Here is a 14,981-nt window from a genome sequence, read left to right as displayed (position 1 = left end):
TACCCGAGTAGCACCGGGCCCGTGAAATCCGGTGTGAATCTGTCGGGACCACCCGATAAGCCTGAATACTCCCTGGTGACCGATAGCGGACTAGTACCGTGAGGGAAAGGTGAAAAGTACCCCGGGAGGGGAGTGAAATAGTACCTGAAACCGTGCGCTTACAATCCGTCAGAGCCTTCGAGCAGCTTGCTGCTGGGGGTGATGGCGTGCCTTTTGAAGAATGAGCCTGCGAGTTAGTGGCATGTCGCGAGGTTAACCCGTGTGGGGTAGTCGTAGCGAAAGCGAGTCCGAATAGGGCGTCTGTAGTGGCATGTTCTAGACCCGAAGCGGAGTGATCTACCCATGGCCAGGGTGAAGCGATGGTAAGACGTCGTGGAGGCCCGAACCCACTTAGGTTGAAAACTGAGGGGATGAGTTGTGGGTAGGGGTGAAAGGCCAATCAAACTCCGTGATAGCTGGTTCTCCCCGAAATGCATTTAGGTGCAGCGTCGCGTGTTTCTCACCGGAGGTAGAGCTACTGGATGGTCTAGGGGGCCCACAAGCTTACCGAAATCAGCCAAACTCCGAATGCCGGTGAGTGAGAGCGCGGCAGTGAGACTGCGGGGGATAAGCTTCGTAGTCGAGAGGGAAACAGCCCAGATCGCCGGCTAAGGCCCCTAAGCGTGTACTAAGTGGAAAAGGATGTGGGATCGCTGAGACAACCAGGAGGTTGGCTTAGAAGCAGCCACCCTTGAAAGAGTGCGTAATAGCTCACTGGTCAAGTGGTTCTGCGCCGACAATGTAGCGGGGCTCAAGTACACCGCCGAAGCCGCGGCACTCACATGAACCCGCTGGGTCTCCACGGAGATTCAGCCAGGTGTGTGGGTGGGTAGGGGAGCGTCGTGCAGCCGTAGAAGCGCCGGAGTGATCCAGGTGTGGAGGCTGCGCGAGTGAGAATGCAGGCATGAGTAGCGAAAGACGAGTGAGAAACTCGTCCGCCGGATGACCAAGGGTTCCTGGGCCAGGTTAATCCGCCCAGGGTGAGTCGGGACCTAAGGCGAGGCCGACAGGCGTAGTCGATGGACAACGGGTTGATATTCCCGTACCCGTGTATCCGCGCCCAATGGCGAATCAGTTGTGCTAACCGTCCAAAAGGTTGGTCGTCTCCTTCGGGAGTCGACGAACTGGCTGCACGGGACCCTGATTGTAGTAGTCAAGCGATGGGGTGACGCAGGAAGGTAGCTGGGCCAGGTGATGGAATACCTGGTGTAAGCCGGTAGGGCGTGACATAGGCAAATCCGTGTCACATACAGCCTGAGAGGTGATGCGTACCCGTTGAGGGGAATTCAGTGATCCTATGCTGCCGAGAAAAGCCTCTAGTGAGTTGGTACACGGCCCGTACCCCAAACCGACACAGGTGGTCAGGTAGAGAATACCGAGGCGATCGAGAGAACTGTGGTTAAGGAACTCGGCAAAATGCCCCCGTAACTTCGGGAGAAGGGGGACCACGCCCGGTGACGATCCTAGCGGTCCGAGCTGGGGGTGGTCGCAGAGACCAGAGAGAAGCGACTGTTTACTAAAAACACAGGTCCGTGCGAAGTCGTAAGACGATGTATACGGACTGACGCCTGCCCGGTGCTGGAAGGTTAAGAGGACCGGTTAGCCATTTCGGTGGCGAAGCTGAGAATTTAAGCCCCAGTAAACGGCGGTGGTAACTATAACCATCCTAAGGTAGCGAAATTCCTTGTCGGGTAAGTTCCGACCTGCACGAATGGCGTAACGACTTCTCTGCTGTCTCGACCACAGACTCGGCGAAATTGCATTACGAGTAAAGATGCTCGTTACGCGCGGCAGGACGAAAAGACCCCGGGACCTTCACTATAGCTTGGTATTGGTGTTCGGTTCGGTTTGTGTAGGATAGGTGGGAGACTGTGAAGCTCATACGCCAGTATGGGTGGAGTCGTTGTTGAAATACCACTCTGATCGTATTGGACCTCTAACCTCGGACCATGATCTGGTTCAGGGACAGTGCCTGGTGGGTAGTTTAACTGGGGCGGTTGCCTCCCAAAATGTAACGGAGGCGCCCAAAGGTTCCCTCAGCCTGGTTGGCAATCAGGTGTCGAGTGCAAGTGCACAAGGGAGCTTGACTGTGAGACTGACAGGTCGAGCAGGGACGAAAGTCGGGACTAGTGATCCGGCACCGGCATGTGGAAGCGGTGTCGCTCAACGGATAAAAGGTACCCCGGGGATAACAGGCTGATCTTCCCCAAGAGTCCATATCGACGGGATGGTTTGGCACCTCGATGTCGGCTCGTCGCATCCTGGGGCTGGAGTAGGTCCCAAGGGTTGGGCTGTTCGCCCATTAAAGCGGCACGCGAGCTGGGTTTAGAACGTCGTGAGACAGTTCGGTCTCTATCCGCCGCGCGCGTTAGAAACTTGAGGAAGGCTGTCCCTAGTACGAGAGGACCGGGACGGACGAACCTCTGGTGTGCCAGTTGTCCCGCCAGGGGCATGGCTGGTTGGCTACGTTCGGAAGGGATAACCGCTGAAAGCATCTAAGCGGGAAGCCTGTTCCAAGATGAGGTTTCTCACCCCCTCGAGGGGGTAAGGCCCCCGGCAGACCACCGGGTTGATAGGCCGGAACTGGAAGCCCAGCAATGGGTGGAGGTGACCGGTACTAATAGGCCGAGGACTTACCACGAAGATGTTACGCGTCCACTGTGCGGTATCTGAAACAACACACACATCAGATACCGGAAATCCCCCTGCGGGAGAACCGAATCCGATGCGTGGAATATTGTTTCATAGAGTTACGGCGGCCATAGCGACAGGGAAACGCCCGGTCCCATTCCGAACCCGGAAGCTAAGCCTGTCTGCGCCGATGGTACTGCACTCGACAGGGTGTGGGAGAGTAGGACACCGCCGAACACCCGTTCCGAAAGGGGACCCACTCGTTTGGGTCCCCTTTCGTGTTTTCATGAGAGGATTTTTCTGTGTCCGACGGCAACGGTGAACGTCGGTCCTTCAGGAGTGGAGGATCCACTCCGTGGTCGGGCCGCAAGAACGAGCGCGAGGAACGCGCCGACGACAGCCGCGGCGAGCGCGCACCCCGCGACCGCGACGAGCGTGGACGCGGCGACGACCGCCGGCAGAGTGGCTACGGATCCGCCGGACGTTCGTCCGGACGCGACGACCGTCCGCAGCGCGGTGACGATCGACGCCCCCCGCGTGGCGACGACCGGCGACCCCAACGAAGTGACGACCAGCGTTCCCAGCGTGGCGACGACCGCCGTTCCTTCCAGGGCGGAGACCGCCGGGATCGCGGCCGCGACGACGCTCGCTCCGGTCGCAGCGATGATCGGCCCCGCCACAGCGATGATCGTTCCAGCCGCGGCGACGACCGTGGTCGGCAGTACGGTGACCGCCCCCGTCAGGGTTCGGACCGTCCCCGCGGTGAGCGCACCTACGGTAACCGCGACGATCGTCGTGGTGGCGACCAGCGCGGAGGCAGTGACCAGCGGGGTGGCGACCGGCGAGGCTATTCCGGCGACCGCCGTGGCCCCCAGACCGGCGACCGTCGTGGCGAGGGAGCACCCCGTCGTCGTGGCGGTGAAGGTGGATTCGGTCCGGGCCGCGGGCGCGAAGGCATCGCGCCGCAGCGTCGCGACGCACGTCCGGACGAGCCGGACATCCCTGAGGACGTCGAGGCGTCCGAGCTCGACCCGACGATCCGCCGTGATCTGCTGAGCCTGGACAAGTCGAACGCGAACTCCGTCGCCCGACACCTGGTGATGGCCGGTCGCCTGCTCGACGACGATCCCCGTGCCGCGCTCACCCATGCTCGCGCCGCACGCCAGCGCGCCGGCCGCATCGCGGTCGTCCGCGAGGCCGCCGGCATCACTGCCTACCACGCCGGTGAATGGGCGGAGGCGCTGTCCGAACTCCGCGCAGCACGTCGCATGTCCGGTGGTACCGGACTGCTCGCCGTCATGGCCGACTGCGAACGCGGTCTCGGTCGCCCCGAGAAAGCGCTCGAACTGGGTCGGAGCGAGGAAGCTCGCAAGCTGACCGGCGACGAAGCAACAGAGCTGCGGATCGTCCTCGCCGGTGCCCGCATGGATCTCGGTCAGTACGACCAGGCCGTCGTCACCCTGCAGACGCCCGATCTCGATCCGGAGCGGACCGGTACACCGGCCGCCCGTCTCTTCTACGCCTACGCCGACGCTCTCGTCGCCGCCGGGCGGACCGAAGAAGGCCTGCAGTGGTTCCTGCATTCCGCAGGCGCCGACATCGAAGGCGTCACCGATGCCGAGGAGCGGGTGGAGGAGCTCACCGGAGAGGCGCCGTGACCGACGGCACCGACCTCTCCGGCAGTACGGCTTCCGGCGACAGCCTGCGTCGGATCTACGACGTCCTGCTGCTCGACCTCGACGGCACGGTCTACCGGGGCGCCGAACCCGTCCCGGGTGCTCGCGAAGCGCTGGCCACCGGTGACGACACCGTTCTGTACGTCACGAACAACGCGAGTCGCCGGCCCTCGGAAGTCGCGCTGCACCTGCGCGAACTCGGCTTCCCGGCCGACGACTCGTCGGTGGTGACGAGCTCGCAGTCCGCTGCGCGCCTGCTCGCCGAGCGGTTCCCGGCCGGTGCGCCGGTGCTCGTCGTCGGCACCGAGGCCCTGGCCGAGGAGGTGGCCGGTGTCGGCCTCACCCCGGTTCGGTCCGCGGACGCGCATCCGGTGGCGGTGGTGCAGGGGCATTCCCCGGACACCGGCTGGGCGATCCTGGCGGAGGCGACGCTCGCCGTCCGCGCAGGCGCCCTGTGGGTGGCCACCAACGTCGACTCGACCCTGCCGACCGAGCGCGGACTCGTCCTCGGCAACGGGTCGATGGTCGCGGCGGTGCGCAACGCCACCGGCGCGACCCCGATCGTGGCGGGCAAACCCGCAGCTCCGCTGCTCGAGGACGCGATCCGTCGCGGCGGTGCCCGTCGTCCTCTCGTCATCGGTGACCGGTTGGACACCGACATCGAAGGCGCCAACGCCGTCGGTGCGGATTCCCTGCTCGTGCTGACCGGGGTCAGCACCGTCGACGATCTGCTGCGGGCTCCGGCCGAGCAGCGCCCGACCTACGTCGCGGCCTCGCTCGCGAGCCTCGATGAGCCGGCCGACCGGCTTCGCGTCGCCCCGCACGACTCGTGGGAGGTCACGGTCGACGGAGGTGATCTTCACCTCGCCGCCGCGCAGTCGGCGGCCGATCCGATGGAGGCGTTGCGGGGTCTGCTCGACATCGCCTGGGCCAACCCCGGATTCGGGCAGGTCCGTCCGGTGGACGAGAGTGCGCGGTCCGTCGTGGACGCGTGGGCGGCGACGGTCTGATCCGCACCGGAGGGTGTGGCCCGGTCACATCCATCGACTAGCGTGGACGGCGATGAGCACGCCGATTCCACGTCCGGGCGAACACCTTCCCGGCGCACGCCCCACCGTCGATCCCGCACACGTCCGCGAGGAGGTCGACGCGTTGCTGGCGCGTGTCCGCGAGGGCGCATCCGTCCCCGGTGCCGCAAGCACCGATCAGTCCGTGCTGCTCGAGCAGGCAGACCTGCTCGAACGAGCCCACGAGGTCCTCGTGCAGGCCTTGTCGACCGTGGACAAGATCTGACGTGGCACGCCGGGCACGCGTCGACGCGGAACTGGTACGGCGTGGTCTGGCGCGCTCACGCGAGCACGCCAGCGAACTGATCGCTGCAGGTCGGGTGCTGATCGCCGGCACCGTGGCCTCCAAGCCGGCGACCGCCGTCGAACCGAACACGCCGTTGATCGTCACCGAGGTGAGCGACGAGGTCTCCTGGGCGTCCCGCGGCGCCCACAAACTCCTCGGCGCCCTCGAGGCGTTCACGCCGCAGGGGCTGCAGGTGTCGGGGCGTCGCTGCCTCGACGCCGGCGCGTCGACCGGCGGTTTCACCGATGTGCTGCTGCACGAGGGTGCCGCGGAGGTCGTCGCGGTGGACGTCGGCTACGGCCAGCTGGTCTGGCGTCTGCAGTCCGACGAGCGTGTCCATGTGATCGATCGAACAAATGTGCGTAGCATCGACGCGGAGACGATCGGCGGGCGCGTCGACCTGGTGGTCGCGGATCTGTCGTTCATCTCGCTGAAGTTGGTGTTGCCGGCGTTCGTGGCCTGCGTCGCCCAGGGCGGCGACCTGCTGCCGATGGTCAAACCGCAGTTCGAGGTGGGCAAGGACCGGGTCGGCAGCGGCGGCGTGGTACGCGACCCGGCGCTGCGCACCGAGGCGGTGCTCGACGTCGCGCGCGAAGCGCAGCGGCAGGGGCTGCGCACCCTCGGAGCGGTGGCGAGCCCGTTGCCCGGGCCGTCCGGGAACGTCGAGTACTTCCTGTGGCTGCGGGCCGGAGAGCCGGGACCGGAGGAACTCGACCCGGCGGTGATCGAACTGATCGAGCGTGCGGTTCAGGAAGGACCACAGTGAGCGAAGAGACCGCCGCGGCCGACGCGGTGCGATCGGGCCGGGAGATCCTGCTGGTCTCCCATTCGGGGCGCGACGAGATCGCCGGCACCGCGCTGCGGGTCGCGAAGATCCTCGGTGAGGCCGGCATCGGTCTGCGCACCCTCGACGACGAGTCGGTGAGCAACGGACTCGGCGTCCTCGCCCTGCCGGGCAGTTTCATCAGCGTCGTCGAACCGGGGCCGGAGGCGGCCGCCGGATGCGAGATGGTGATCGTCCTCGGCGGCGACGGCAGTTTCCTGCGGGCGGCCGAACTCGCGCAGTACTCGGCGGTGCCCGTCCTCGGTATCAACCTCGGCCGCATCGGTTTCCTCGCCGAGTCCGAGGCCGAACACCTCGAGGAAGCGCTCATGCAGGTGGTGCGCCGCGAGTACCGCGTCGAACAGCGCATGACCCTCGACGTGACGGTGCGCATGGACGACGAGGTCCTCGACCGCGGGTGGGCGCTCAACGAGGCGAGTCTCGAGAACAAGTCGCGGCTCGGGGTCCTCGAGGTGGTGCTCGAGGTCGACGGCCGTCCCGTCTCGTCGTTCGGCTGCGACGGAGTTCTCGTCGCAACCCCGACGGGATCGACGGCCTACGCCTTCTCGGCCGGCGGACCGATCGTGTGGCCCGAACTCGAAGCGCTGCTGGTGATCCCGAGCAATGCACACGCTCTGTTCGCGCGCCCGCTGGTGACCAGCCCCGAGTCGATCATCGCCGTCGAGACCCTTGCGGGTGGCCACGACGGGGTGGTCTTCTGCGACGGTCGCCGCGTCATCGACGTCCCGGCCGGGGCCCGGCTCGAGGTGGTGCGAGGATGCGATCCGGTCCGGTGGGTGCGGCTGGATTCGGCGCCGTTCGCGGATCGGATGGTGCGCAAGTTCGAACTTCCGGTGAAGGGCTGGCGGGGAAGGAAACTCTGAGATGCTCGCAGAGATCCGGATCGACAACCTGGGTGTGATCTCCGAGGCGTACGCGCGCTTCCACGGGGGACTGACGGTGCTCACCGGCGAGACCGGTGCCGGCAAGACGATGGTCGTCACGAGCCTGCACCTGCTCTCCGGGGTGCGCGCCGACCCCTCCCGGGTGCGGGTCGGCGCCAACCGCGCCGTGGTCGAAGGCCGCTTCGAGATCGAACCGGCGCCCAGCCACATCGAACAGCAGATCGCCGAACTGCTCGAGTCCACCGGTGCCCAGCGCGACGAGGACGGCAGCATCATCGCCGTGCGCACCGTCGGCAGCGACGGCCGCTCCCGCGCCCACCTCGGCGGACGCAGCGTGCCGGTGGGGGTGCTGTCCGAGTTCACCGGGCCGCTGCTGACCGTGCACGGCCAGAACGACCAGCTGCGGCTGCTGCGTCCCGACGAGCAGCGCGCCGCACTCGACCGGTTCGGCGGCAAGACCGTCGCCGGTCTGCTCGACCGCTACCGCACCCGGCGGCGCCGCTGGCTCGAGGCCCGCGCCGAGCTGCAGGAACGCACCGAACGGTCGCGTGAGCTCGCGCAGGAGGCCGACCGCCTGCACTTCGGACTCGACGAGATCGACCGCGTCGCACCCGAACCGGGGGAGGACACCCGCATCGTCGACGAGGTGCGACGCCTGTCCGACCTCGACTCGCTGCGCGAGGCGGCCACCGTCGCGCACAACGCCCTCGCCGGCGACGACAGCGGCGACGCCGACGCGTACTCGGCGGCACTCGACCTGCTCGGCGAGGCCCGCGCCCGCCTCGAGGGCTGCGACGATCCCGCCCTGCGCGAGCTCGGCCCCCGCCTCGGCGAGGCGATCGCGGTGGTCACCGACGTCACCGGCGACATCTCCGGTTATCTGTCCGACCTGCCGTCCGACCCGAGCGCGCTCGAGACGCTGCTCAACCGGCAGGCGGAACTGAAGAACCTCACCCGCAAGTACGCCGCCGACATCGACGGCGTCCTCGAGTGGGCGCGCGAGGCCCGCGAACGCCTGTCCGGACTGGACGTCTCCGCGGAGGCGATCGACAAGCTCGCCGCCGAGGTCGACGCGGAGGCCGCCGCGACCGCGGAGGCCGCCACCGCCCTGTCGACGGCGCGGCACAAGGTCGCCGGCAAACTCGCGAAGGCCGTGAGCAAGGAACTGTCCGGCCTCGCGATGGGGCGCGCCGTGCTCGACGTGCACATCGCCGACCGCGCGGCGACCGCGAGCGACACCGCGCCACTGCAGGTCGGCGACCGGCTCCTGCACGCCGGCGAATCCGGGATCGACGAGGTGGAGTTCCGGCTCGCCCCGCACAGCGACGCCCCGGCCCGCCCGCTCGCCCGCAGCGCGTCCGGCGGTGAGCTCTCCCGCGTCATGCTCGCCCTCGAAGTGGTGCTCGCCGGTTCCGAGCGCGGCGCGACGATGGTCTTCGACGAGGTCGACGCCGGGGTCGGCGGCCGCGCCGCCGTCGAGATCGGCCGGCGACTCGCGCGCCTGTCGCGCACCCACCAGGTCATCGTGGTCACGCACCTGCCGCAGGTCGCGGCGTTCGCCGACACCCATCTCGTCGTCGACAAGGTCGACGACCGCGCCGGGGTGATCAGCAGCGGGGTGCGCACCCTCAGCGAGGAGGAGAGGGTCACCGAACTGGCCCGCATGCTCGCCGGTCTCGACGACACCGAGACCGGGCGTGCGCACGCCGAGGAACTGCTGGCCGTCGCCCACGCCGAGCGCACCGGCTGACGTGCCCGGCGCGCCGGAGCGATGTTCACACGACTACCGGCGCGCCTCCACAACCTCACTCGTATACCGGCGCATCATCTCTTGCATGAAGATGCCGGCGCTGCTGTCCCGTAACAACGAAACGTTGCCCGGAGTGAGTGGCATTGCCCGGGTCGACAGGAACACCGCGAAACTGCTGCGCCGGATCGGTCCCGGCGACGTGGTCGTCCTCGACGCCATCGACCTCGACCGCGTCACCGCCGACGCGCTCGTCGAAGCGGGCGTCACCGCGGTGATCAACGCGTCCCCGTCCATCTCGGGCCGGTACCCGAATCTCGGTCCCGAGGTGATCGTCGCGCACGACATCGTGCTCGTCGACAACGTCGGCACCGAGGTCTTCAAGAAGATCAAGGACGGCGCGAAGGTCCGGGTGCACGAGGGCGGCGTGTACGCGGGGGAGAAGCTGCTCATCGAGGGGGACGAGCAGACCGACATCGAGATCTCCGACCGCATGATCGAGGCGCGGACCGGGCTCGTCGACCACCTCGAAGCGTTCTCGGGCAACACCATCGAGTTCATCCGCTCGGAGAGCCCGTTGCTCATCGACGGCGTCGGCATCCCCGACATCGATCTGGACCTGCGCGACCGGCACGTCGTCGTCGTCTCCGACGGCCCCGGGCACGTGCAGGACCTCAAGGATCTCAAGCCGTTCATCAAGGAATACTCGCCGATCCTGGTGGGTGTCGGCCCCGGCGCGGACGCCCTCTCCAAGGCGGGCTATCGCCCCGACCTGATCGTCGGCGACCCCGACGAGATCGGCACCTCGACCCTCAAGTCCGGCGCCGAAGTGGTGCTGCCCGCGGACCCGGACGGCCACGCCCCGGGTCTCGAGCGGATCCAGGATCTCGGCATCGGCGCGATGACCTTCCCCGCCGTCGGCACCCCCACCGACCTGGCGCTGCTGCTCGTCGAGCATCACGGCGCGGCGCTGGTGGTGACCGTCGGCAGCACCGTCTCGCTCGACGAGTTCTTCGACCACGGTCGCCGCGACACCAATCCGTCGGCGGTGATGACCCGTCTGAAGGTCGGACCGAAACTCGTCGACGCGAAGGCCGTGGCCACCCTCTACCGCAGTCGCGTCTCGGGCGGCGTGATCGCCCTGCTCGTCTTCGCGGCCCTCATCGCCGTGATTGCCGCGCTCGCCGTGTCCAATCTCGGTGGCGACGTCGTCGAACTCGCCCGTCAGTGGTGGGACTCCGCCGTCGAGTGGATTCGGGGTCTGCGCGCGTGATCTCGATGCGCCATCACGTCGTCTCCCTGGTGGCGGTGTTCCTCGGTCTGGCGGTCGGGATCGTGCTCGGCTCCGGGTTGCTGGCCGACAGTGTCGTCTCCGGCCTGCGCGACGACAAGGCCGAGCTGCGCCGCGAGATCCAGGAGGCCGAGGACCACGGCAGCCGGCTCGAGGCCCAACTGCTCGCCGCCGACGGGTTCGACTCGACCATCGGCCCGCGGATCGTGCGCGACGAACTGCTCGACCGCACCGTCCTTCTCGTGACCACCCCGGACGCCGCCCCCGAGGACGTCGACGCCGTCGTCCGGTCCGTCGGTGACGCCGGCGGCCGGGTCACCGCGCGGATCGCGCTGACCGAGTCGTTCGTCGACGCCTCCGGCACCGACCAGCTCCGCACGACCGTCACCAACGTCGTGCCCGCCGGGGTGGAACTGCAGACCGGCGCCGTCGACCCGGGCAGCCTCGCCGGGGATCTGCTCGGCGCGGTGCTGCTCGTCGATCCGGGAACCGGACAGCCGCGCAGCACCCCCGAGGAACGCGCCCTCGCTCTGACCACGCTGCGCAGCGGTGGTTTCATCACCTACGAGGACGGTCAGGTCGAACCGGCCCAGAGCGCCCTCGTCGTCACCGGCGACCACAGCGGAAACGCCGAACGCGCCGGCAACCGCGGGTCGCTCGTCGCGCGCTTCGCCGGGGTCGTCGACGGCCGCGGCGCCGGCGCGGTGCTCGCCGGCCGCACGGGGGCGGCGGAGGGCAACGGACCGATCGCCGTCGTACGGGCCGACGCCGCACTCGCCGCGGGCCTGTCCACGGTCGACAACCTCGACCGCGAATCGGGGCGCCTGACGACGGTTCTGGCGCTGCGCGAGCAGTACGACGGGGGCACCGGACGGTACGGGACGGGGCCGAGCGCCACCGCCGTCACCGTCGGCTCCCCGGCCCGCTGAGCGTCGCCGCCTGTGACGTCGATTGCACCGGGGGTCCGCAATCGCGAGTCGGGTACGCGCCCGCCCACGGAGGTGTTACCGTGAAGTTCCGTGGGTCGGCAGGCCCCAGCTGTATCGCATCAGTCCAAAAGTCCTGCACCTGACGTCACGGGAGCTTCTTTGCCACAGTCACGCCACTCGCGTACCCCTACCAAGCACATCTTCGTCAGCGGGGGCGTCGCGTCCTCTCTCGGCAAGGGGCTCACAGCGTCGAGCCTGGGCACTCTGCTCACCGCACGCGGCATGCGCGTGACGATGCAGAAGCTCGACCCGTACCTCAATGTCGACCCCGGCACGATGAATCCGTTCCAGCACGGTGAGGTCTTCGTCACCGAGGACGGCGCCGAGACCGACCTCGACGTGGGCCACTACGAGCGCTTCCTCGACCGCGACCTGTCCGCCGACGCGAACGTCACCACCGGCCAGGTGTACTCCACGGTCATCGCCAAGGAACGTCGCGGCGAATATCTCGGCGACACCGTGCAGGTCATCCCGCACATCACCGACGAGATCAAGCGCCGCATCCTCGCGATGGCCGCACCCGACGCCGAGGGCCAGACCCCGGACGTGGTGATCACCGAGATCGGTGGCACCGTCGGCGACATCGAGTCGCAGCCCTTCCTCGAGGCCGCCCGCCAGGTCCGCCACGAGGTCGGCCGCGACAACTGCTTCTTCCTGCACGTCTCGCTCGTGCCCTATCTCGGGCCGTCCGGTGAGCTGAAGACCAAGCCCACCCAGCACTCGGTGGCCGCACTGCGCAACATCGGTATCCAGCCCGACGCGCTCGTGCTGCGCTGCGACCGCGACGTGCCGGCCTCGCTCAAGGCGAAGATCTCGCTGATGTGCGACGTCGACGTCGCCGGCTGCATCTCCTGCCCCGACGCGCCGAGCATCTACGACATCCCGAAGGTGCTGCACAGCGAGGGACTCGACGCCTACGTCGTGCGCCAGCTCGGCCTGCCCTTCCGGGACGTCGACTGGACGGTGTGGGGCAACCTGCTCGAGCGGGTCCACAACCCCCGCGAGACCGTCGAGGTCGCGCTCGTCGGCAAGTACATCGACCTGCCCGATGCCTACCTGTCGGTCACCGAGGCGCTGCGCGCCGGCGGTTTCGCACACCACGCGAAGGTCAAGATCCGCTGGGTCGCCTCCGACGAGTGCGAGACCGAGGCCGGTGCCGAGAAGCACCTCGGTGACGTCGACGCCGTCCTGATCCCCGGCGGCTTCGGCATCCGCGGCATCGAGGGCAAGCTCGGCGCCATCCGTTTCGCCCGCACCCGCCGGATCCCGCTGCTCGGCCTGTGCCTGGGCCTGCAGTGCGTCGTCATCGAGGCCGCCCGGTCGGTCGGCATCGAGGACGCCTCGTCCACCGAGTTCGATCCCGACACCACCGCCCCGGTGATCTCCACGATGGCGGACCAGGAACAGGCGGTCGCCGGTGAGGCCGATCTCGGCGGCACCATGCGTCTCGGCGCCTACCCGGCCGCGCTGAAGAAGGGCTCGGTCGTGGCCAGGGCCTACGGCAGCGAGCAGGTCTCCGAACGGCACCGGCACCGCTACGAGGTCAACAACGCCTACCGCGACAAGATCGCCAAGTCCGGTCTGGTGTTCTCCGGAACCTCCCCGGACGGGCGACTCGTCGAGTTCGTCGAGTACCCGGCCGAGCAGCATCCGTTCTTCGTCGCCACCCAGGCGCACCCGGAACTCAAGAGCCGGCCCACCCGCCCGCACCCGCTGTTCTCCGGACTCGTCGCCGCTGCACTGCAGTACAAGGCGGCCGAGCGACTCCCGGTCGACATCCACGGCGAGGACAGCACCTCCGAGGAATCGGTCGGTTCGACCGCGTCGACGTCCACCGCCGGCGACGCCGAGTAGTCGACATGGCGCAGCGACACGACTTCCGCACCCTGGACAGCCGGCGGATCTACACGGGCGCCATCGTGTCGCTGCGCGTCGACGACGTGGCGATGCCCGACGGGCACACCGCCGAACGCGAAGTGGTCGAACACCACGGCGCGGTCGCGGTGGTGGCCGTCGACGAGCAGGACCGGGTGGTGCTCGTGCACCAGTACCGGCACCCGCTCGGCCGGCGACTGTGGGAACTGCCCGCCGGCCTGCTCGACGCCCCCGGGGAGGATCCCCTCGACACCGCCCGCCGCGAACTCGCCGAGGAGACCGGGCTGGCCGCCGCCGACTGGGAACTCCTCGTCGACATCGCGCTCTCACCCGGATTCACCGACGAAGCGGTGCGCGTCTTCGCCGCCCGCGGCCTGAGCGAGGTCGACCGGCCCGAACCCGAGCACGAGGAGGCCGATCTCGAGGTCCGCCGCGTCCCGGTCGACGAGGCCGTGGCGATGGTGCTGCGCGGGGAGATCGTCAACGCCACCGCGGTGTCCGGTCTCCTCGCGTTCGCGACCGCCCGCGCGACGGGCACCGCGACCCGCGCACCGGACGCGCCGTGGCCGGACCGGCCCACCACCTTCGCCCGCACGCGCGCGGAGGGGTGAGCAGTGCTGCCCGGTGAGGAGCGTCCCGCCACGCAGGTCGCTCCGCAGCCGTCCCCGACACTCACCGGGCAACTCGACGCCTATCTCGCGCACCTGACCGTCGAACGGGGGGTCGCGGCGAACACCCTCGCCTCCTACCGCCGCGACCTGCTGCGCTACGTCGAACACCTCACCGACATCCACATCGGCGACCTCGCCGACGTGCACGAACACCACATCAGCGACTTCGCCGCGAGCCTGCGCCGCGGAGACCCGGAACGCAACCGCCCGGCGCTGGCAGCGAGCTCGGCCGCCCGCGCCCTGATCGCCGTGCGCGGCCTGCACCGCTTCGCCGCCGCCGAAGGACAGACCCCGGTCGACGTCGCCCGCACCGTCAAACCCCCGGCGCCCGGGCGTCGCCTGCCCAAGGCGCTGACCGTCGACCAGGTCACCGCGATCCTCGATGCCGCCGCCCCCGACGCCGACGGACCCCGCAGTCTGCGCGACCGCGCCCTGCTCGAACTGCTGTACTCCACCGGCGCCCGCATCTCCGAGGCCGTCGGACTCGACGTCGACGACATCGACACCGAATCGCGCACTGTGCTGCTGCGCGGCAAGGGCGGCAAACAGCGACTCGTCCCGGTCGGACGCCCGGCGCTCGGCGCGCTCGACGCCTATCTCGTGCGGGGACGACCCGCCCTGGCGACCGGCCGCACCGCCGCGGTCTTCCTCAACGCGCGCGGCGGCCGCCTGTCGCGGCAGAGCGCGTGGAAGGTGCTGCAGACCGCCGCCGAACGCGCCGGAGTCGACGTCGGGGTGTCCCCACATACGCTGCGGCACTCCTTCGCGACGCACCTGCTCGACGGTGGCGCCGACGTACGCGTGGTACAGGAGTTACTGGGGCATGCTTCTGTGACGACCACGCAGATATACACCCTGGTCACCGCCGGTGCCCTCCGCGAAGTATGGGCGCAGGCGCATCCGCGGGCACGATGACCGACTCCCCAGGGGACGCGTGTCCGTGCGGTGATCCTGCCGCCGAAGCGGTAGCGTTCTGGGGAC

11 protein-coding genes and 2 rRNA genes are annotated in these 14,981 nt (G+C 68.3%); all 13 read left to right on the top strand.

Going from position 1 to position 14,981, the window contains the following annotated elements:
• A 23S ribosomal RNA gene (locus tag ACNJ7K_RS12175) occupies window positions 1-2,680 on the top strand; the annotation flags it as partial.
• Window positions 2,681-2,790: 110 nt separating this feature from the next.
• Window positions 2,791-2,907, top strand: a 5S ribosomal RNA gene (gene rrf, locus ACNJ7K_RS12170).
• Between the two features lie 65 nt (window positions 2,908-2,972).
• Window positions 2,973-4,328, top strand: coding sequence for a hypothetical protein (locus ACNJ7K_RS12165; protein ID WP_372473927.1), 1,356 nt, complete (start codon window positions 2,973-2,975; stop codon window positions 4,326-4,328).
• A complete protein-coding gene (locus ACNJ7K_RS12160) occupies window positions 4,325-5,356 on the top strand; it encodes an HAD-IIA family hydrolase (protein ID WP_230791734.1) in 1,032 nt (343 codons plus the stop codon). Before ACNJ7K_RS12165 ends, ACNJ7K_RS12160 begins: the two co-directional genes overlap by 4 nt.
• A 52-nt stretch (window positions 5,357-5,408) precedes the next feature.
• Window positions 5,409-5,639, top strand: a complete 231-nt coding sequence (locus ACNJ7K_RS12155) for a hypothetical protein (protein WP_120282992.1) — start codon at window positions 5,409-5,411, stop codon at window positions 5,637-5,639.
• 1 nt (window position 5,640) lies between these two features.
• Complete coding sequence (locus ACNJ7K_RS12150) at window positions 5,641-6,465, top strand: TlyA family RNA methyltransferase (RefSeq protein ID WP_230791735.1); 825 nt, start codon at window positions 5,641-5,643, stop codon at window positions 6,463-6,465.
• The gene (locus tag ACNJ7K_RS12145; protein ID WP_120282988.1) at window positions 6,462-7,406 is read left to right on the top strand and encodes an NAD kinase; all 945 of its coding nucleotides are present in this window, start codon (window positions 6,462-6,464) and stop codon (window positions 7,404-7,406) included. The genes ACNJ7K_RS12150 and ACNJ7K_RS12145 overlap by 4 nt, the downstream gene beginning before the upstream one ends.
• A gap of 1 nt (window position 7,407) precedes the next feature.
• Complete coding sequence (gene recN / locus ACNJ7K_RS12140; RefSeq protein ID WP_230791736.1) at window positions 7,408-9,177, top strand: DNA repair protein RecN; 1,770 nt, start codon at window positions 7,408-7,410, stop codon at window positions 9,175-9,177.
• 85 nt (window positions 9,178-9,262) lie between these two features.
• Complete coding sequence (steA, locus tag ACNJ7K_RS12135; RefSeq protein ID WP_060653002.1) at window positions 9,263-10,447, top strand: putative cytokinetic ring protein SteA; 1,185 nt, start codon at window positions 9,263-9,265, stop codon at window positions 10,445-10,447.
• Window positions 10,444-11,394 carry a copper transporter gene (locus tag ACNJ7K_RS12130; protein ID WP_159418138.1) on the top strand — a complete coding sequence of 317 codons (951 nt, stop codon included), beginning with the start codon at window positions 10,444-10,446 and terminating at the stop codon, window positions 11,392-11,394. The genes steA and ACNJ7K_RS12130 overlap by 4 nt, the downstream gene beginning before the upstream one ends.
• 159 nt (window positions 11,395-11,553) lie before the next feature.
• The gene (pyrG, locus tag ACNJ7K_RS12125; protein WP_159418139.1) at window positions 11,554-13,308 is read left to right on the top strand and encodes a CTP synthase; all 1,755 of its coding nucleotides are present in this window, start codon (window positions 11,554-11,556) and stop codon (window positions 13,306-13,308) included.
• A gap of 5 nt (window positions 13,309-13,313) precedes the next feature.
• Entirely contained in the window at window positions 13,314-13,940 is a 627-nt protein-coding gene (locus tag ACNJ7K_RS12120; RefSeq protein WP_088899581.1) for an NUDIX domain-containing protein, read from the top strand.
• Window positions 13,941-13,943: 3 nt separating this feature from the next.
• Window positions 13,944-14,915 (top strand): site-specific tyrosine recombinase XerD, encoded by a 972-nt coding sequence (gene xerD, locus ACNJ7K_RS12115; RefSeq protein ID WP_059384124.1) that lies wholly within the window; start codon window positions 13,944-13,946, stop codon window positions 14,913-14,915.
• Window positions 14,916-14,981: the final 66 nt, after the last annotated feature.

It is taken from the genome of Rhodococcus shunpengi (assembly GCF_048381395.1).
GTDB lineage: Bacteria > Actinomycetota > Actinomycetes > Mycobacteriales > Mycobacteriaceae > Rhodococcus.
The sequence above is the reverse complement of the archived record's forward strand: the minus strand, read 5'-3'. Positions and strand labels throughout refer to the sequence as shown.